The organism is Bacillus sp. MM09(2025) (genome assembly GCF_050496725.1).
GTDB classification, from domain to species: domain Bacteria; phylum Bacillota; class Bacilli; order Bacillales; family Bacillaceae; genus Bacillus; species Bacillus pumilus.
This window is the reverse complement of record NZ_JBNWEN010000001.1, coordinates 615376-635369: the sequence shown is the minus strand read 5'-3', so window position 1 is coordinate 635369 and position 19994 is coordinate 615376. Positions and strand designations below refer to the sequence as shown.

Genomic DNA, 19994 nt, shown 5'->3' with positions numbered 1-19994 from the left:
AAAAAGCGGAATTGAGCTAAATGATATTTTTTAGTTCGAAGTTCATCGAATCAAATGATTTAAAAATTAAATCGTTTTATGTTATGGTGTTGAAAGTATGAAACTAGTATGATTTTTGACAGAAATGGGGACATCATTTATGAGTCAATCAGTTTTACAACACGCAGCATATTCCGTGTTAAATTTATCCTCTGTAACAGAAGGTGGCACAATCAAAGAGTCATTTGAACATAGTATGGATTTAGCAAAAAAAGCTGAGAAGTGGGGCTACCATAGATATTGGCTTGCGGAGCACCATAATATGGAAGGGGTTGCGAGCTCAGCAACGTCTGTCTTAATTGGACATATTGCTGGAGGGACTGAAAAGATCCGGGTTGGTTCTGGGGGGATTATGCTTCCAAACCATTCTTCACTCGTCATTGCAGAACAATTTGGAACACTGGAGACTTTGTATCCAGGGAGAATTGATTTAGGTCTAGGTAGGGCACCAGGAACAGATCAGTTAACAGCAAGGGCACTTAGACGTAATCTTCATAATGGGGAGGATTTCCCTGAACAGCTTGAAGAACTTCGGCAATATTTCAAACCGACCGGTCATGTCAAAAAACATGTAAGAGCTGTTCCGGGAGAGGGGCTAGATATTCCGATTTGGCTTCTTGGTTCAAGTGGTTTTAGTGCAAGGCTTGCAGGAGAACTTGGGCTGCCATTTGCCTTTGCGGCACATTTCTCACCTAAAAATACCATTCCTGCATTAGAATTATACAGACAGTCATTTCAACCTTCAGATGTGTTAAAAGAACCTTATGCGATGGTTGGTGTGACGGTTTTTGCTGCTGATCATACAGAGAGAGCTGAGTATTTGGCGACGTCTCATTATCAGCGATTTTTGAGCCTCATTCGTAATACACCAGGAAAACTTAAAGCCCCTGTTGAAAATATGGATGGGCTGTGGAGTCCATATGAGAAGGCAATGGTGGACGAACAATTAAGTTCGACGATGATCGGGGATAAACAAAAGGTGAAAAAAGAGTTAGCAGCCTTTATTGAGGCGACTCAAGCAGATGAAGTCATGATTAATTCTGATATGTTTGACCATCAAGAAAGAATGCGTTCTTATGAAATCATTGCAGAGATATTTCAGGAGGAACAAGAAAAATAAGAATTTAAAAAAGAACTGCAAAGAGCAGTTCTTTTTTATTTATGCTTTAGTAAACACGCGAAATGGTTGTCCTACTGGCAGTACTGTACGACCGAAATGTGTATTGAGTACAACAGCTGCAGAACCATAAAATGAAAGAAGAGAAATAATTAATTCTGCAATACCAGCAATCGTATGAGTTACATCATACATCACACCAAACGAGCTAAGGGAAAGGCCGATGAATAAGAAATCAATAAAGACGAAAATCAAAAACAATACTTTATGTGTTTCCATTGCACCGATCGTCATAAATAAGCTGAAAATCAAATAACCAATAAAAGCAAAACCTAGTTGTTTTGGGTCCGCAGCTTCCGCAAGCGTTTTCCCAAAAACGCCAGCTTGAATGATCCAAGTCGTTCCAACGCCCATCCAAAAAAGACCGAATGCGCCGAAGGCAGTGGCTCCAAAAATATTATGATGCTTTGAATCTTGTATGGACGCGATGAGTTGCGCGATTCCTCCAAGGAAGATAGCCCAAGGTAAAATAAGGGATGTGCCATCTGTGATTCCTAGTTTTTGTGAAGACGCAACAAGCGTCACCATTGCTAAACCAAACAAACCAAGTGGTGTTGGGTCTGCAATTGATAATCGAATTGCTTGAACATTTTGTTTTTCCATAATGACCTCCTACAATTTGCACTTACAAAAGATACTCGAATTCGATAGAAACGTCAAGCTCTTTTTTAGTAGACACTTGCAACGTCTTCCAAATAAATCTATATTTAATACATAATACATGTGATAGAAAAAGAGGGATTAGAATGAGTAAAGGCTTAGCTGGAAAAACCATTGCCATATGCGGCACAAGAAAAACAGAAGAAATGAGTACACTTGTTGAAAAGCAAGGAGGACAAGCTGTTATTCGTTCTCTTCAGGGCACTGTATTTTTAGCCAAAGAGGAGTTAAAGCCAGGCATAGAAACCTTTGTAAAGAAGGGAGCTGACTGGGTGATTTTAACAACGGGTATTGGTACAGATACATTAATTGAAAGTGCAGAAGAATTGCAACTTGGAGAAGAATTTATGAATAATTTATCAAATGCTCATATTGCTTCAAGAGGATACAAAACGTTCGCGGCTCTAAAAAAACACGGAATTCAGCCCGATGTGTCTGATGAAGACGGAACCGTTCGTGACCTTATTTCAAAGTTAGAAGACAAAGAGCTGCAAGGTAAACGTGTCATGGTGCAGCTTCACGGCGAAAATGCACCAGCTCTCATCGACTTTTTACATAAGAAGGGAGCAGACGTTTTGCAGCTCATGCCGTATCAGCACACGCCCCCTGAACCAGAGGCGGCTGACACTTTGCTTCATGAAATGAAAGAAGGGAAGGTCCATGCCGTCTGCTTTACAACTGCTGTTCAGGTTCAATCCTTTTTCAAACTAGCAGAAGAATGGGGCAAAAAAGAAGAGCTGCAACATCTATTCGAGCAGCATGTATTAGCTGTTGCTGTCGGAAAAGTCACAGCTGAAGCTTTAAAAGAAGAGGGAGTCAGCCGAATTCTTGCCCCTGAATTTGAGAGAATGGGTGCAATGATTATAGAATTATCTCAGTATATGAAAAAACAATCGACACACTCATAGAAAAAACGCCTTTCACATGATGAGTGAAAGGCGTTTTCGTTAGATTGTCCGTTTTCGATTCGTGCGAATTTTTTTCAAAACGAAATATAGCACAATCAGGACAATGGCAATCGCCATAATTGGTGTTGTATACGTATGAGCGACACTTTGAATGTGGTCCCATTTTGTTCCAAGCTGCATACCGAGGTAAATAAAAAGGATAGACCAAGGGATGGCGGCTAATCCGGTCAGAAGAACAAATTTGAGAAATGGCATCTTTGCAATACCAGCTGGAATCGAGATCGCATGGCGCACGACTGGGATAAACCGGGCTGTAAATACGACGCCTGTTCCATATCGGTCAAACCAGCGTTCTGCCGTGGCAATATGATGCTCATGGATGAATAAATACTTCCCATACTTTGTTAAAAAAGGTCTGCCGCCGTAAAGGCCGATCCAGTAAATAAAGCACTGGGCCAGCGTTCCTCCAATGACCCCAGCGATGACGGCTCCAACAAAACCAATGCTTCCTGTTGACACCATATATCCGCCGTAGGCAAGTACAATTTCACTCGGAATAATTTCAATCATCAGTCCAAGTGCAACACCTGCGTAACCAAGGCTTGTCAGCCAGGTTAAAATTTCATTAAACAAGGTTCCCATTCATTTCACTCTGCCTTTAAATACGAATTTTCTTCAAGCATCCTTATAAGAGCCTATGCTTGTTTTGCTTCTCTCATGAGTATGCTTTGCATATATGCTAGCATGGCTGGCCGCATATCATGACGTATCAATCCGATTTCAGCCGTTGCCTTAAATGAACCGAGCTTATCACCAACGTCAAATCTTATCCCATCTAGTTGTTTTGCATAAATGGGTGATTCATGTGCAATGATTTTCAGCGCATCTGTCAGCTGGATTTCGTTTCCGGCACCTCTCTCGATTCCTAGTAATATAGGTGTTAAAAGGTCCCTGCCCATTATGGCTAAATCGGAAGGAGCATCATGAATAGCTGGCTTTTCCACTAAGTCTGTGACTTCAAACACTAGACCGTCTATTCTAGCTGGTCTTATCATACCATATTTGCTGACATCTAGACGATCCACTTGCTGGACGCCAATGACCTCTATTTGTTTGTCTTCAAAGACTTCCATGAGCTGAGAGAGTGCGGGTCTTTCTGACACCATAACATCATCACCTAAAAGAACCGCAAAAGGATCGTTGCCAGTAAAATGACGTGCACATAATACCGCATGCCCAAGACGAAGAGATTGAATATTGGCCATATCCGCAATATGTTTGATTTCAGCCAGCTGTTCTTTTTCCCTTTTTCGAGCAAATGATGTTCTAGTTCAATCGAACGGTCAAAGTGATCTTCATGCCAAGAAAGGGGCCAATCGCTTTACTTAAGAATCATGAGAAACCTGCTAGATGCATGACATATAAGACAATATAGGTGAGAAGAGACGCTGCTCCGTTGACTGCGGCTCATTCGCACCTGTCAGTTTTCTTTTTTACTTGGAACGTCCAATTTCGCACTGTGCGAGAAAAGAGGGGACAAAGCAGGCAGTTAAAAAAGAAGAACAGAAAGTCAATCAGCATATTGCTTGCGCCTACAACGAAAAATGCAGCATAGGACCGAAAGTTTCTCTTTGTCATGTGAAGGATCATCACCTCGTGATATAATTTGTAAGATGAAACGAACGGTGGTGCACATTCATGTATTTAACAATTGGAGAAACAGCTGAATACCTAGAAGTATCTGAAGCATATGTTGAAAAATTAATTCAGCAAAAAAAGATTCGCTACGTATTTGACGGGGAATCATATCTCATTTATCAAGGGCAGTTTCAAACACATATGAAACAGCTAGAACAATATAAAGAGCTCATTCAAGACATCTTAAATGAACCGATTCCGGAGGACCCGGACGTAAAAGATGAAGATTAAAAAAAGACTGTATGAGAAGGGAGAGCCTTTTCATACAGTCTTTTTTATTGGCTGACACCAGTTTGGACAATGTTCATATGACAATTCACTTGAACATCTGCATCAGGGTAGAGTTTTTGCCATTTTTCTGGTGTCATGGCTTTATCTTTAGAGCGATATCTCAAACCAAGTCCAAGCGGATCAATTTTTTGATTTTTAAAGGATTGAACAAGTTCTCTTCCTTGCTGAGCTACACGCTCCTCAACTTCTTTTTCGACATGCTTTAAAATAGACGGCGTATCGATTTTTTTCGATTTCATGAATTCTTTTAATTCACCTTTCAGTTTGATATCAATGGTGATATGAGGCTTTTTTGTAAGGTTTTCTGTTGGTTTCATATGATAAGACACATGTGATTTAATATTTTCAATGACGACATGTGTTTTCTTTTTGTCATTAAATCGAAACTCATAAATCCCGTTTATATGATTTTCAATCATCGCTTTAAACGTAAACGTATCTTCCCCTGGAATATGCCCAACCATTTTTTCTTGATCAAAAAGGGCGACACCTGACACTTTAATAGAGTTGCTTGTATTTTTAATGTAAGGGAGGTAAGCATCAACGCCTTTTGCCATCATCTGATTCATAAAAATATGCTGATTGGTGACAGGTTGATTGCCGTTTCGCATGTTTTGGGCGAGCAAATCTGAAAGATATACACCTATATTTAAGTTAGTTTGATTCATTTTTGTATGCAATAAATCTTCAACTTCTCCGTCTACTATGGCAAATACTTGCCTTGACCCAATGATCGGATCACGATAGATGTAATTCATCAAATCAATCATACCCACTTCTTTCGCCAGCTTTTCACTTATTAAAATCACGAGTACTTGTCCCATGACAACGGGGAAAGGCGATTTTTCTGAAACAAGAAACTGAATATTACTAATGGTATTTGACTTAGCACTTACAATTTGATAGCTTCCTTGCTCTTCGCTTTTAAAAACAGGGAAAACAAAGAAGCCCTTCATTTCTCCATCTTCCAATAAGTCAAATCCCGCCGCCTGCGAGATACTTAATTCATCTAAGAGACGAGGCTCTGCACAGCTCGTTAAAAAAAGACTAAATAACATGAGACACATCAGAATAGAATGTTTCATGCTCGTTTTTTCACCCACCTTTTTTTCAGCAGCAGCCCAATGATCATACATCCAATCAATCCATAGATGAGGATGTACCCGCTATACTCCACCCATTTATTAAATGTCTCAAAAGAGGTAGCTCCGATAAAAAATGAAAACATGCCGAGAATGAGAAGGCTGAGAACAATTAACGTGATGCGCTGGCTCGTCTGAAACACTTGTTTTGCCATTCTGCTGGCGGCCCATAATGGAATGGCGATATTTGGAACGATGAGCAAAAGCCATAGCGACACTTCAATAAATTCAAAGCGCTGGATAAACGGAAGTTTGACAATGCTGGTAAATGTCAATGTCGGCCATTTCGTTAGTTTGAGCTGAGCACTTGAGTAGTACGCTATAGAAACGAGAAATACAAGCAAATTGAGGCATGTGGTCAGCAATGCCCCCATATGTGCAAATTTTTGCGACGTTTGTGCTTTTTTAATAAAGGGATAATAGACAAGCAGTGTTCCAAAACCAAACATGGATAAAGAGGCATCTTTGACCCCCACCATGAGTTGTGAAAATGAATGATCAAACATTGGGAACATAAACCGGATGTGACTATATTTCATGACATAAAAGCAGATAAAGGTCATCCAGTACGTTAGGATAATGCTAAAGAATGCCCAACCAGCGATTGTTCTAAATCCGCCCGTATGAATGTAATAGACAAGGATGAGAAGCACTGATGCAAATAAGAGGCCGGGAATTTCTTTAAACAGCCAAACATGGATCACATCCATATAATGAATAAGCACAATCAAAGACAATGAAGAAAAATACAAAATGTAGAGAATGTTGATGAATTGTCCGAGCCATTTACCAAACACAGATTGCGTAATGTCACTAAATTCGTCAGTAGGTGCTTTTTTAAACAAAAAGTAAATAAGGAAAATCATTAAATTGACACTTGCACCAGCAATTAAAATGGCAATCCACCCATCATTATTAATCGTCCGGACAAGATTCGTCTGGAAATTTAAAATACCAACACCTACTTGATTGGCATTGACAAGAAAAAATACAAAAAAAGGGGATACTTGAAATTTTTCTTTTACAGAAGAAGAACTCATGCCTTCACTTCCTTATTCATAAAAATCATTTTTCCCCTTGCGGCCTTGCTTCGGCTTTTGGTGGTGTATCGTTTCATTTGGCGGGCGTAAGTTCTCTGGGCGTTTATTCAAAAATCGGAGCTGAGGTCGAATCAAACTGCCCTTTAAATCGGCCAATCGAAGTGGAAAGATAGGTTCTAAGTAAGGACGGCCAATAGACGTTAATTTCATTAAGTGGGTAAGAAGAAAAGCTCCCATGAGCGCAATTCCGAGCGCTCCCCACGCTTGTGCGGCAAAAAGAAATGGGAAGCGTAAGAGACGAATGGTCGTCCCCATTTTATAAATCGGTGTGACAAAAGAGGCAAGAGCTGATAATGCGACAATAATAAGCAGAATATTACTTGTTAATCCCGCTGCAACTGCTGCCTGTCCGATCACAATACCTCCAACAATCCCGAGTGTCTGTCCGACTTTTGCTGGAAGGCGAGACCCGGCTTCCCTAAGCAGCTCAATGGATATCTCTAAAAATAATGCCTCAATAATTGGCGGAAAGGGAACGAGATAGCGTGATGCTACAATCGTTTCTAATAAGTCCTTAGGAATCAGTTCATAATGAAACGTTAAAATGGCAACATACAAGGGGGTTGCAAAAATAGAAAATATCACAGCAAAAATGCGTAACAGTCGAAAGGAGGATGCTGCGATCCAAGACATGTTATAGTCTTCCATTGTAGAAAAATACTCGAGTAATATTGTAGGTGCAAGCAGGGTATGAGGCGAACCGTCAACCATAATGGCTATTTTTCCTTCTGTTAAACCTGAAGAAACCCTGTCTGGCCTTTCTGTATTTAAAAATAATGGAAAGATTGTATTGGACACATCATAAAGCATTTGCGCAAGATAATTTGAATCTAGAATTTGGTCATAATCAACATCTTTAATCCGCTGAAGAACGGTTTCAATGTTCTGCGGGTTGGCGATATCCTCTATGTATACAACGGCTACTTTCGTTTGAGAAAGGGTTCCCACTGTGTGTTCAACTACTTTAAGGCCAGGGGTTGGCAGTCTGCGTCTGAGCAAGTTTAAGTTTGTATCCAGCCCTTCCACAAAGGCTTCCTGCGCACTGATAATCCCGAATTCAATCTCAGGTTGACTCACTTGTCTACCTTTCTTTTCTTCAATCGGTAAAAGGAGCGTTTTGCCCCAGTCTGTCTCAATTCGAACAGCAATACTGCCACGATGAAGAGCTTCTTCCACTTTTTGAAGGTCACTTGTAATCACAGCTTGTTCAATTGGGATGTGTTCTTTCAGCTCTTCAAGAGTGGGTGTCAAATGCAATTGTTGAATAAAAGGCAAGATTTGTTCATGAAGTAAATTGCCATTAATTAAAGGTCGAAAAAAAGAAATTCGATAAAGAAAACCTCCGGAGCTTGATAATTCATTAATAAAATCAGAGGAACGAGATAATGCTTCAAATACTGAATTCGGGTCTTTCTGATGAGGTTTATTTTTCTTCAGCACTTGAACCATCTCCTTTCGCGATTTGCCTCTATTATCCAACCAATCGTCTGAAGATATGCATAAAAAAAGCGTTCAGCTTCATGAGCTGGACGCTTTTTTTCCATATTGAACGGCTTCTAATAAAAAGTCAGCCAGATGAATTGCTCTCATGCTGGGCGTATGTCCTGCCTTTTTGACGCCTGCTGCCATTTGTAATTGACAACCTGGATTCGACGTAACAATGGCAGCCGCTGCTGTGTGGTTGGCTTCTGCCATTTTATGATCTAAAATCTGCATCGACATATCGGGCTGCAAGATATTGTAGATTCCTGCTGATCCACAGCAGCGGCCGGCATCTTTCATTTCCTTAAACGTTACTCCTTGAATGGCTTTCATGAGCACCCTCGGCGCTTGTTGTACATTCATACCATTTCGTAAATGACAGGAATCTTGATAGGTGATCACTTGCGCTGGCAGCGCAAGTGGCATGCTGCGGTGAAACTCCAGCTCCACAAGAATGCTTGATATATCGGTTATTTTCTGTGAGAAGGCTTTACTTCTTTTTTGGAAATCTAGATCATCCTGAAGCAAATGGCCGTAATCAGTTAAAAAGGCACCACAGCCGCCCGCATTCATGATAATAGCATCGGCATCTGTATCCTCGAATGCTTCAATATTCCGCTTGGCTAACTGTTTTGCTTGGTCTTTTTCTCCGCTATGACCGTGAAGCGCTCCGCAGCATGTTTGTATAGCAGGAACGACGACATCACAGCCTGCTAGCTGCAAAAGATGAATGGTCGCTTCGTTTGTGCTTGAGAAAACCGTATCCATTAAACAGCCAGTAAAAAACGCCACCCGTTTTTTTGTCTTACCAATGGCTTTATATTCATTCAAACGTTTTTTCTTTTGAGGCGGCACCTTTGGAAGCGCTTGTTCCATCAGCTGTAAATGGGAGGGAAGCACCTTCAGTATGCGCGTCTTGCGGGCAGCCGTTTGCAGACCAGATGTTTGATAAAATCGAAGAAAGCTAGCAGCTTGCCGCATACGACTTTGTGAAGGGAAGAGACCTTTAAACACAACTCGTCTCATCAATTTGACAGGAAGCGATTGTTTTTTGTGCTGTTGAATAATGTCTCTTGCATCTTCTAGCAGCTGTCCATACTTGACGCCAGAAGGACAAACAGGTTCACATGCACGGCAGCCGAGACAAAGATTAAGTGAATGTTCAACATCTTCATCTGGTTCAATGACGCCATCTCTTACAGCTTTCATTAATGCAATTCGGCCCCGGGGAGAGTGCGTTTCTTGTTGTCCAGATTCAATATAGGTAGGGCAGGAAGGGAGGCAGAAGCCGCAGCGCATGCAATTAAGCAGCTCCTTTTCATCCATTTGCTCCTGAAACTGCTGCTGGATCTCTTTTTGCTTAGAAGAAGAACTCATGAGACCACCACCCGCTTTCTTGAGGCTTTTCCAAACACTTTATCTGGGTTCATGATATTTGCCGGGTCAAGCGCCTGTTTGATCGCTTTCATTGCAGCGATTCCTTCTTTTTTGACCTTCAGCTCCAAATAGGGGGCTTTCATGAGACCAACGCCATGTTCGCCTGTGATGGTGCCGCCGAGTGCAACGGCTTTTTCAAAAATGGCCTGAAAGGCAGCTTCTACACGTGTCATTTCTTCTTCATTTCTTGCATCTGTAGCACAAGTGGGGTGTAAATTCCCATCACCTGCATGACCAAAGGTACAAATGTTCACCTCGTATTCTCGGGCAATGTCTTCAATTGCACGAACCATATTGGCAATTTCAGACCGGGGAACGGTCGCATCTTCTAAAATCGTTGTAGGGCTTAATCGAGCGAGAGCAGATAAAGCAGAGCGTCTCGCTGTTAAAAGCGCACTTGCCTCATCTTCTGAATGTGCGATCTTCACGCTTTTAGCCCCGCGCTGCTCACAGACTTCTGCGATTTTTTGGATATCACGAGAAACAGCTTCGGGGTTGCCGTCCTGTTCAATTAATAACACGGCTTGAACGTCAGTAGGCAGGCCAATGTTTGCAAAATCTTCAACGACTTCAAGGGTCGGCTGATCCATAAATTCTAATGTGGCAGGAATGATACGCTCAGCAATGATGGCCGAGACAGAAGTCGCAGCTTCTTCCAGGCTTTCGTATAAACAAAGCATCGTTTGTTTCGTTTCTGGAAGCGGCAGGAGCTTCAGCACCGCTTCTGTGACAATCCCGAGCGTTCCTTCTGAACCAACAAACAATCGAGTCATATCATATCCAGCGACATCCTTTGCAAGCTTTCCGCCTGTTTTGATAATGTCACCATTTGGCAGAACCACTTCAAGCCCAAGGACATAATCTCTTGTCACTCCATACTTTAACCCCCGCAGGCCCCCTGAGTTTTCGTTAATATTGCCGCCTAATGTGGAAATTTTCATAGAGCTTGGGTCAGGCGGGTAGAAGAGACCTTTTTCCTCTACTTGATGAATGAACTCCTGCGTAATCAAGCCCGGCTGCACCGTTGCGGTTAGATTTTCTTCGTCTATTTCTAAAAGTTGGTTCATTCTAGTAAAGAGAATCACCAACCCGCCTTGGGTAGGACATGTTCCTGCACAAAGATTCGTCCCTGAACCTCTTGGGACGATCGGCACCTTGTGAGTGGCGCAGAGTTTAACAATTTGCTGCACTTCCTCCGCCGTGCGAGGTGACACGATGGCATCTGGCATCTGCTGAAAATTTGGTGTCGCATCATAAGAATAGGCAAGACGATCTGCCTTGCTGTCTTGGACATACGACGCCCCAACAATCTCTTTTAATTGATTTGAAAATTCTGAATCCAGCATATACAATCACTCCCGCTCATTTAACGTCTCGTTTCTACCAGTATAAAAAAAGAACCGTCACATGCCTATGGACGATTCTACAAAATATCAGGCTGTTTTATAGTTTTTTTTGTATCATGATCTAAAAGGAGCAAGGCCAAATAAAAAAGCATCGCATCTTGCATGCGCTTTGGATCAAGTGTCGTTAAATCCTGAATCCGTTTTAATCTGTAATGAAGTGTATTAATATGGACATGCATGGCTTCCGCTGTATGTTTCAAAGAGTAATCTGAAGCTATGAGTACCCGCAATGTTTTCACTAGTTCAGGATAGGGGAAAAGGGATGTAATCGTTCGATCAAGAAACGCATCTTTTGTTTCCTGACTGATTTCCTCCATAAAAAGTTCAAGTGTCAAATCTTCATCAAACACAATCGGTGTTTCAGCATGCGCCAATTTTAAAGCGCGAAAAGCTTGATGAAAAGACTGCTTCATGACATGAGAAGCTGCTGGTTTTCCCGCGCCAATGAAAACCCTCGATGGTGAAAGCGCTGCGAGCGCAGCATGGATATGGAACAGGCGCTTGTGCCATGTAGCACGACCATCTGGTGTGGTTTGCAGCATGAGCAAAAAACGGGCATGCCCCCAGCGCACAATAATTTCCTGATTGGTCAGGTGCAATTTGTCCTTCATCAGTTTGTATTGATCCTGCTTCATAAACGATTCATCTTGGCAATCAATGAGTACAACCACACGCTTCTTGTTGACATCAAGACCAAGCTGCTTTGCCTTCTCGGTCATATCAACAGCTGTCTCTGGCAGATGGAGCCAGTCGAACACAAAGGCTTCAAGCTGCCTTTCATCTGTTTCCGTTTCTTGAAAAAATTCATGCTCTTGAATGAGCAGCTCCGTCATTTTACGTAAAATGTCGCCAAAAGGGGAGACATGCCTTGGATCGCCTGTCATTCCAATCACACCAATGACTTCTTGCTTAAAATAAATAGGCAGATTGATACCGGCTTTAACGCCTTTCATATGCAGCACATCATCCTTTGTGAGAATTCGTTTCTGCCCTTCTAAGGACGTGACATATGCGCCTTCATGAAATTGACCAATGCGTGCTGGATCTGTTGCAGCAATAATGGTACCGTTTGTTTGTGTGATGATGATTTCTTCCGTCAGTACCTTTTTGACCTCATCTACGATTTTTTCTGCCAGTGTCATTGTGAGCAAAACGGTCCCCTCCGAGATGTTTCTTTTTACACTATCATACCATCATATGCTCAGGCATATCTTTCTTTTCATATGTTATGCTAAAATAAACAACGCATAGGAAGTAGATGAAAGGAGACACAGTCATGTCACTGCAAAATCGATTACAAGATTTATTGAAAGAAGGGCAGGCGCTCACAGACTTTGAATATAACGAAGCCGCACGTCAAAATTGGCCGCTAGAAGGGGCAAAAATGACAGAAGAAGCACGCTTTGCTGATGTTTATATAGAACGAGTGGACAAGGAATCGGAGGAAATGATTCAAACGGAAAAAGCGTCCTTTTTGAATACCCCTCTTACATATGTAAAAAAACAACAAAAAGAATTCATTTATATTGAGTCGAAGTGGTTTGAAGTGGTGGAAGTCGATGGACTGGCCATTGAATGGGATGAAGTATTCCAAACGTATACAGTATTATTCGGATTCAAACGTCAGAAAAAAGAGACAGGACAGCTAAAAGACATATTCTCTGCCTTACATGGTGCTCAGCTCCAATTTAATGGTCAAGACGGCTTATTTGATGTGAATCTGCCCCTTCTTGAGCTTGATGACATCGAGGAAGATACGCCTCTTATTGGTGTCATCACGTCAATGTACCGCTTTTTATTCCGATTGCTGATGCAGCTTGAAAAGAATGAATCAAAAAACGGCTCAAATCCCTGAGCCGTTTTTTAGAGCAATCCTTTTATGAATTGAGCCTCACCCATCCCGAAGCTCCAATCGGCGTCTCCATTTTCCACAATGGAGATCATCACATCCGTTTTGGCAACCCCGCATTCTTTTTCTACACGTTCTGCGATTTGTGCATAAAACTTTTCCTTTTGCTCTTTCGTCCGCTGTTTACTGACAACACTAATGACAACCAGATCCTTTGTTCTCGGGTAACCAAGCCCAGTGTCTTCAATGATCATCTCTTCAGCGCGGTGTTGATGTACAATTTGATAGCGATCTCGTTCAGGTACACCAAAGGCATCCACCATTGCGTCATGGCAAGTGTCTAGCAGTTTTTTTAAATCCTCTTTAGAACGGCCTTCTATCAGGTCAAATCGTAACAATGGCATCACGTCTACCTCCCAATATGTGTTAAATGTACGGTCATAATGTAACCAACACTTCGCTGTTTCACTCGTTTGTGCATAAGAAAAAAGCCAAAACACTGACGTTTGGCTTTTTCGCTTTGGACTAAGGCGTGACAAACTTTACATCATGCTCTTTTCCATATTGAAGGTAATCTTCATTTGGCTGCTCGTTGGTCACCACGATGTCGATATCTTTTAAGTCACAAAACGTGGTCAAGGCATAATGATCAAACTTACTATCATCGACTAATAAGAAGGTTTTGGCGTTTTTTTCAACGAGTGTCTTTTTAATATCAGTCTCAAGCGGGGAGGAATTCGTCACGCCGTGATCAATGGATAAACCCGTTGACGCAATAAATGCTTTATTGACATTGTATGCTTTTAGACGCTCAACACTTTGATAACCAACGAAGGAATTTGTTTTTCGCTCTAGCATACCGCCGGTCGAAAAGATGGTGAGGTGTTCATAAGGCATAGCCTGTGTAATGAAATCCACGTTATTTGTCACAACGGTGATCTGTTTCTCCGTCAAATAAGGAAGCATCTCCAGCGTCGTTGTACCAGAATCAACAAAAATCATATCACCATGTTCAACAAATGCGGCGGCAGTCTGTCCGATGAGTTGTTTTTTACTCAGCTGACGAGTCTTTCGCTCCTGATACACCACTAATGTGGAGTGATTCACAGCCACACCGCCATAGACTTTCTTTAGCACGCCGGATTCTACCAATGATTGTACATCTCGGCGTATTGTGTTTTTTGAGACGCCAAAATGCGCCACAAGCTCATCAAGAGAGGCAGATTCCCGGTCAAATACATACTCTTTTATTTGCTGAATACGTTTTGTTTTTATCATGCTATAATCTCCAATCAATACGAATATGCTGATTTTATTATAACAATAATTCCACGTAAAAGATGTCACGGATCAACATGGGAGAATCGAATGATCTTTTTCTCTTATCTTTTCTCATTTTTCATAAGAGCGTATGATAGAGAAAAGAGGACAGAAAGGATTTTCACTTCCATGAATCAGCACAACATACAGTTTTCAAAGCTTGCAAATTTTAGAGAGATAGGGGGCCTTCAAACAACCGATCAGATGGTGATTAAACAAGGAATGTTGTATCGATCTGCCGATTTATCCCGTCTCACTAAACAAGACATATTGACCTTCTCGACACTTGGAATTCAAACGATTTGTGACCTGCGTACAAGCTCAGAAAGAAAATCACACCCACCAAAGATCATGGAACACGATAAAATTGTTCATATCCCTATGCAGCCTGACAGCATGATGCCTAGCAAATGGGCCATGTTTCGAATGCTGGTAGCAGAAGGAAAGTCTCTATCCTTTACGCCGATCATGAAAGATTTATATCAAAGCATGCTCAATGAGCGAAAAGAAGAAATTCAGCAATTGTTTACATTACTGTCCGATGAAAAAAATTATCCGCTTATGCTTCACTGTACAAGCGGAAAGGACCGCACAGGCTTTTTATCTGCTCTTATACAATTAGCAGCAGGTGTGCCGGTGTATACCGTTTTAAATGAATACATGCGTTCCAACGAAGGCGTGCGAATACTAGTGAAAAGGCAAGAACGATTTGTTCGCATGATGAGTTTATACCGGGTGTCAAAAGAACAAGTTCAACCGCTGCTTGGTGTGCAGCAAGATTATCTTGAGGATGTACTGAAAGAGATGATAGATACATACGGAAGTGCAGAGCAGTATTTACTAGAAGCCTGCGGGGTTCCCAAAGCTCAGCTGATAGAAATGAAAAACATCTTGCTTACACCATCTGCTGGCATTCCATCACAAAACGCAGAATAAACTTGATATGAGGTGATGCAAAACATGCTGAAAAAGATGAGTATGACGGTTCTGATATTGGTTTTTATGTGTGTATTCTTATTGATTCCTTCTAGCAGTCTAGCTCGTTCAATGCCAAAAGGGAAGCTTGAGAGCACAAGAGAGATGCGTGCCGTGTGGGTCGCATCAGTGTATAACCTAGATTGGCCTTCAAAGAAAGGACTGTCCGCCGAAGAGCAGAAGCAAGAGTTCATTCAACTGTTAGACGAGATCAAGGCGATGAATATGAATGCCATCATCATGCAAATTAAACCAACAGCAGATGCCTTTTATCCGTCGAAATTCGGGCCTTGGTCTGAATATTTGACTGGTACGCAAGGGAAAGACCCTGGGTATGACCCGCTTGAATTTATGGTAGAAGAAGCACATAAACGAGGCCTTGAATTTCATGCTTGGTTTAACCCTTATCGAATCACAATGAATCATACCGATCTCAACCGATTATCAGCCGATCATCCTGCAAGAGCGCACCCAGATTGGACCATCGCCTACGGAAATCAGCTGTACTTTAATCCAGGCATTCCTGATGCTCAGGACTTCATTGTTGACGGCATAGAGGAAGTGGTGAAAAACTACGATATTGATGCGGTGCATATGGATGATTATTTTTACCCAAATAAAATAGCGGGTGTGCCATTTCCAGATCAAGAAACGTATGAAACATATGGGAAAAAAGCATTTACACATATAGAAGATTGGCGAAGAGATAATGTGAACCAATTAGTGAAGCAGATTAATGACACCATTAAGAAAGAAAAGCCATATGTGAAATTTGGTATTAGTCCATTCGGGGTATGGCGTAATATCAAAGACGACCCGACTGGCTCGAGTACAACAGCAGGTATGACCAATTATGATGATTTATATGCTGATACAAGAAAATGGATACAGCAGCACCATATTGATTATATCACCCCGCAAATTTATTGGAGTATCGGCTTTCAGCCCGCTGCCTATGATGTACTGACGAAATGGTGGTCAAATGAGGTGAAGGGGCAGCCTGTTCACTTGTACATTGGTCAAGCGACTTATAAAATCAATCAAAACAGTGATCCTGCTTGGTCTGATCCCGAAGAGTATTTCCGCCAGATCAAGCTGAACAGGCAGTCACAGCTCGTCCAGGGAAGCATGCATTTTAGTCTGAAGGATATCAATCGAAATCCCTTGAATGTAAAGAAACGATTAATAGAAGAAACCTATAGCAAACCAGCCCTCATTCCAGAGATGCCATGGCTTCATCAAAAGGCTCCTAAAAAACCAATCATCCAATCTGTGAAAAAGACAGAGGATGGCGCAGTTTTACAGATTCAAAATGACCGGAGCTCTGCCGCATCCTATTATGCAGTCTATCGATTATCAAATAAAGGGACGTATGAATTTGTGCAAGCGGCCGTAAAAGAAACAGGCTCCTTTACACATGTCAAAGACCTTTCAGCAAATCAAAAGAAGAGCTATACTTACAAAGTGACGGCTCTCAATCGTCTTCACCATGAAAGTAAGCCTTCTACAAAACAATAAAATAACATAGTAAAGCATAAATGGGGATTTTCCTCGATTTATGCTTTTTTGCTTTCTCTATTTTTCTACTATTCTTATTTTAATTTTCTGAATTCAATCAAGCTTGGCATGAAGCAGCTACTTGATTAATAAATATGATAGAAAAGCGCCAAAGGGGGAAGCACAATGGATTTTGAATTAACGAAAGAGCAGCAAATGATCCGTCAGATGGTCAAAGAATTTGCAAAAACAGAAATTGCACCACACGCTCAAACGATTGATGAACAGGCGATTTTTCCAGAGAAAACATTTCAGAAAATGGGGGAGCTCGGTTTTATGGGTATACCCTTTCCAGAGAAATATGGAGGATCGGGAGGAGATACGATCTCGTATGCACTAGCAGTCGAGGAAATTGGAAAGCAGTGTGCGAGTACAGGGCTTAGTTATGCCGCAGCGGTTTCCTTAGGCGCAAGTCCCCTTTATTACTTCGGTACGGAAGAGCAAAAGATGGACCATCTTGTTCCGTTAGCTTCTGGAACAGCACTCGGTTCCTTCGGATTAACAGAGCCAAACGCCGGATCAGATGCAAAAGGAACAAAAACAAAAGCCATCAAAGACGGACAAGAATATGTGATCAGCGGGGAGAAGTGCTGGATCACAAATGCCAATTTTGCCAGAACAATTATTGTCACCGCTGTGACGGATCATGATAAAAACGGACGTCCGATCATCTCTGCTTTTATTGTAGAGAAAGGGCAAAAGGGACTTTCAATTACAAACCCATATGACAAAATGGGGGTTCGCGGTTCAGATACGGCTGAGATCATATTAGACGAAGTGCGTGTACCGGCTCATCACATATTAGGAGATAAGTCGAAAGGATTCAAGCAATTTTTATATACATTGGACGGCGGACGAATTTCCATTGCTGCCTTATCTGTCGGAATTGCGCAAGCTGCACTTGATGCTTCACTTTCCTATGCAAAAGAAAGAAAGCAATTTGGGCAGACGCTCTCATCCTTCCAGGCCATTCAGTTTAAGCTGGCGGATATGGCGATGCAAATAGAGCTTGCAAGACAAATGGTCTGGAAAGCTGCTTGGCTGAAAGATCAAGGCAAACCATTTACAAAAGAAGCGGCCTATGCCAAACTTTTTGCTTCAGAAATGGCGACTAAAGCAAGTCTTGATGCGGTCCAAATTCATGGCGGAACAGGCTATATGAAAGAATGCGGTGTTGAACGGCTGGTGAGAGATGCCAAGCTGATGGAAATCGGAGAAGGAACCTCTGAAATTCAGCGTCTCGTGATCGCAAGACAGCTGTTAGCGTAATACCTTAATGAAAACGCTTACTATTCATGAGGGAGGAAAGCATGATGTCAATTTACCCGCAAACGATCGGCTCCCTATTAAGAGAGAAAAAAGAACAGCACCCAGCACATGAAGCCATTGTTTACCCAGAACGTTCTTTACGTTATTCATATGAAGCGTTTTATCACGAGGTCAAGGAAACAGGTAAAGGTCTCATGGCATTAGGGATTCAAAAGGGAGATCATATCGCCATCATGGCACCAAATGTACCTGAATGGCTCATTCTGCAATTCGCCTGCGCCTCCATTGGTGCTGTTCTTGTCACCGTGAATACCAATTTTCAATCACAGGAACTCGCATATTTACTCAAGCATTCTGACAGTAAAATGTTGTTTATTGTAGACGGATTTAAAGAAACGTCCTATGTCAACATGCTTAAAGAGCTGATTCCAGAGCTTCAAACCGCTCATCAAGATGTGATCACCTCCTCATCATTCCCTTATTTGAAAAGCTGCGTCTATATCGGTCAGCATGTCCCAACCGGTATGCGCAGCTGGGATAGTATACAAATTGCTGCGAAAAGAACCGAGGATCAAGAGTGGGAGAAGCGAATGGATGAGCTCACGCCTGATGACGTCATTAATATGCAATATACCTCAGGCACAACAGGCTATCCAAAAGGAGTGATGCTCAGTCATACGAATATTGTCTGTAATGCCGGTCAAATCGCAGATTGTATGAAATTAACAGAACAAGACCGTATGTGTATCCCTGTGCCATTCTTTCATTGCTTCGGCTCCGTTCTTGGTGTACTTGCTTGTCTCACAAAAGGGGGAACGATCATCCCACTTGAATCTTTTCATCCAGAACGAGTCCTGCAAACAGTTGAAACAGAAAAATGCACTGTCCTTCACGGTGTGCCGACCATGTTCATCGCAGAGCTCGATCATCCAAATTTCCACTCTTATGATCTGTCTACATTACGAACGGGAATTATGGCCGGTTCACTCTGCCCGTCCCATGTCATGAAAGCAGTGATTGAAAAAATGGGGCTTAGAGAACTTACAATTGCCTATGGTCAGACCGAAAGCTCACCTGTCATTACCCAAACAAGAACCGATGATTCGTTTGAACGACGAGTTCAAACGGTCGGACGTGCGCTTCCTCACATTGAAGTAAAAATTACCTTGCCAGGAACGTCAAAAGAAGTGCCAAGAGGACAGCAAGGGGAGCTTTGCACAAGAGGTTACCATGTCATGAAAGGCTATTATAAAAACGAAGAAGCAACAAATGAAGTCATTGATGAGGACGGATGGCTTCATACAGGGGATTTAGCTGAGATGGATCACGAAGGCTATGTAAAAATCACAGGCCGGCTCAAAGATATGATCATCAGAGGCGGAGAGAATGTATACCCAAAAGAGATTGAGGATGTCCTATACACTCACCCTGCCATTCTTGACGCACAGGTCGTTGGTATTCCTGACGAGACATATGGCGAGGAAGCAGCCGCATTCATTCGGCTGAAACAAGGGAAGTCGATCTCAATTGAGACATTAACGAGCTATTGTCAGTCGCAAATGGCACGCTACAAAATCCCGAAATATTTTTTCATTACAGATGAGTACCCAATGACCGCCTCAGGCAAAATTCAGAAATTCCGCTTGAAAGAGCAGGCGCTTGATCTAATAAAGGAGTGAAGTCA

General features: G+C 42.0%; 18 protein-coding genes and 1 pseudogene. 8 read left to right on the top strand and 11 right to left on the bottom strand.

Annotation, left to right across the window (positions count from 1 at the left end):
- Positions 1 to 139: 139 nt before the first annotated feature.
- Positions 140 to 1159, top strand: a complete 1020-nt coding sequence (locus ACQYAC_RS03270; protein ID WP_268498321.1) for an LLM class flavin-dependent oxidoreductase — start codon at positions 140 to 142, stop codon at positions 1157 to 1159.
- Positions 1160 to 1198: 39 nt separating this feature from the next.
- Here ACQYAC_RS03270 and ACQYAC_RS03265 read toward each other — a convergent pair whose 3' ends face one another.
- Entirely contained in the window at positions 1199 to 1819 is a 621-nt protein-coding gene (locus ACQYAC_RS03265) for an acetate uptake transporter (protein ID WP_180310684.1), read from the bottom strand.
- 143 nt (positions 1820 to 1962) lie between these two features.
- On the opposite strand from ACQYAC_RS03265, the gene ACQYAC_RS03260 reads away from it, so the two are divergent.
- Positions 1963 to 2784 (top strand): uroporphyrinogen-III synthase, encoded by an 822-nt coding sequence (locus tag ACQYAC_RS03260; RefSeq protein ID WP_268498320.1) that lies wholly within the window; start codon positions 1963 to 1965, stop codon positions 2782 to 2784.
- A gap of 39 nt (positions 2785 to 2823) precedes the next feature.
- Here ACQYAC_RS03260 and ACQYAC_RS03255 read toward each other — a convergent pair whose 3' ends face one another.
- Both ACQYAC_RS03255 and ACQYAC_RS03250 read right to left on the bottom strand, forming a co-directional pair.
- Positions 2824 to 3426: a DedA family protein gene (locus tag ACQYAC_RS03255; RefSeq protein ID WP_058015583.1), complete on the bottom strand. Its 603-nt coding sequence runs from the start codon at positions 3424 to 3426 to the stop codon at positions 2824 to 2826.
- A 53-nt stretch (positions 3427 to 3479) separates the two neighbouring features.
- Positions 3480 to 4141: pseudogene (locus ACQYAC_RS03250) on the bottom strand (UTP--glucose-1-phosphate uridylyltransferase); the annotation flags it as partial.
- Between the two features lie 341 nt (positions 4142 to 4482).
- On the opposite strand from ACQYAC_RS03250, the gene ACQYAC_RS03245 reads away from it, so the two are divergent.
- On the top strand, positions 4483 to 4713 hold the full coding sequence (locus ACQYAC_RS03245; RefSeq protein ID WP_008346618.1) for an excisionase family DNA-binding protein: 231 nt from the start codon (positions 4483 to 4485) through the stop codon (positions 4711 to 4713).
- Between the two features lie 44 nt (positions 4714 to 4757).
- Here ACQYAC_RS03245 and ACQYAC_RS03240 read toward each other — a convergent pair whose 3' ends face one another.
- The 6 genes from ACQYAC_RS03240 to ACQYAC_RS03215 all read right to left on the bottom strand — a co-directional run bounded on the left by ACQYAC_RS03240 (position 4758) and on the right by ACQYAC_RS03215 (position 12491).
- Entirely contained in the window at positions 4758 to 5858 is a 1101-nt protein-coding gene (locus ACQYAC_RS03240; protein WP_058015694.1) for a Ger(x)C family spore germination protein, read from the bottom strand.
- Positions 5855 to 6955: a GerAB/ArcD/ProY family transporter gene (locus ACQYAC_RS03235; RefSeq protein ID WP_061408125.1), complete on the bottom strand. Its 1101-nt coding sequence runs from the start codon at positions 6953 to 6955 to the stop codon at positions 5855 to 5857. The genes ACQYAC_RS03240 and ACQYAC_RS03235 overlap by 4 nt, the downstream gene beginning before the upstream one ends.
- 12 nt (positions 6956 to 6967) lie before the next feature.
- Positions 6968 to 8455 carry a spore germination protein gene (locus tag ACQYAC_RS03230; protein ID WP_058015585.1) on the bottom strand — a complete coding sequence of 496 codons (1488 nt, stop codon included), beginning with the start codon at positions 8453 to 8455 and terminating at the stop codon, positions 6968 to 6970.
- A gap of 78 nt (positions 8456 to 8533) precedes the next feature.
- Positions 8534 to 9874: a (Fe-S)-binding protein gene (locus ACQYAC_RS03225; protein ID WP_058015586.1), complete on the bottom strand. Its 1341-nt coding sequence runs from the start codon at positions 9872 to 9874 to the stop codon at positions 8534 to 8536.
- Complete coding sequence (glcD, locus tag ACQYAC_RS03220) at positions 9871 to 11280, bottom strand: glycolate oxidase subunit GlcD (RefSeq protein WP_429942705.1); 1410 nt, start codon at positions 11278 to 11280, stop codon at positions 9871 to 9873. The genes ACQYAC_RS03225 and glcD overlap by 4 nt, the downstream gene beginning before the upstream one ends.
- Before the next feature lie 77 nt (positions 11281 to 11357).
- Entirely contained in the window at positions 11358 to 12491 is a 1134-nt protein-coding gene (locus ACQYAC_RS03215; RefSeq protein WP_429942704.1) for a CdaR family transcriptional regulator, read from the bottom strand.
- A gap of 125 nt (positions 12492 to 12616) precedes the next feature.
- On the opposite strand from ACQYAC_RS03215, the gene ACQYAC_RS03210 reads away from it, so the two are divergent.
- Positions 12617 to 13195: a branched-chain amino acid aminotransferase gene (locus ACQYAC_RS03210; protein ID WP_429942703.1), complete on the top strand. Its 579-nt coding sequence runs from the start codon at positions 12617 to 12619 to the stop codon at positions 13193 to 13195.
- 8 nt (positions 13196 to 13203) lie between these two features.
- Here ACQYAC_RS03210 and ACQYAC_RS03205 read toward each other — a convergent pair whose 3' ends face one another.
- Together ACQYAC_RS03205 and ACQYAC_RS03200 are read right to left on the bottom strand one after the other, a co-directional pair.
- Positions 13204 to 13593, bottom strand: coding sequence for a tautomerase family protein (locus tag ACQYAC_RS03205; protein WP_429942702.1), 390 nt, complete (start codon positions 13591 to 13593; stop codon positions 13204 to 13206).
- A gap of 121 nt (positions 13594 to 13714) precedes the next feature.
- Entirely contained in the window at positions 13715 to 14467 is a 753-nt protein-coding gene (locus ACQYAC_RS03200; RefSeq protein ID WP_169056639.1) for a DeoR/GlpR family DNA-binding transcription regulator, read from the bottom strand.
- A 90-nt stretch (positions 14468 to 14557) separates the two neighbouring features.
- On the opposite strand from ACQYAC_RS03200, the gene ACQYAC_RS03195 reads away from it, so the two are divergent.
- The 4 genes from ACQYAC_RS03195 to ACQYAC_RS03180 all read left to right on the top strand — a co-directional run bounded on the left by ACQYAC_RS03195 (position 14558) and on the right by ACQYAC_RS03180 (position 19989).
- A complete protein-coding gene (locus ACQYAC_RS03195) occupies positions 14558 to 15445 on the top strand; it encodes a tyrosine-protein phosphatase (RefSeq protein WP_323641843.1) in 888 nt (295 codons plus the stop codon).
- 111 nt (positions 15446 to 15556) lie between these two features.
- On the top strand, positions 15557 to 17002 hold the full coding sequence (locus tag ACQYAC_RS03190; protein WP_429942784.1) for a glycoside hydrolase family 10 protein: 1446 nt from the start codon (positions 15557 to 15559) through the stop codon (positions 17000 to 17002).
- 165 nt (positions 17003 to 17167) lie between these two features.
- Entirely contained in the window at positions 17168 to 18310 is a 1143-nt protein-coding gene (locus ACQYAC_RS03185) for an acyl-CoA dehydrogenase family protein (protein ID WP_429942701.1), read from the top strand.
- A 41-nt stretch (positions 18311 to 18351) separates the two neighbouring features.
- The gene (locus ACQYAC_RS03180) at positions 18352 to 19989 is read left to right on the top strand and encodes an AMP-binding protein (RefSeq protein ID WP_429942700.1); all 1638 of its coding nucleotides are present in this window, start codon (positions 18352 to 18354) and stop codon (positions 19987 to 19989) included.
- Positions 19990 to 19994 lie beyond the last annotated feature (5 nt).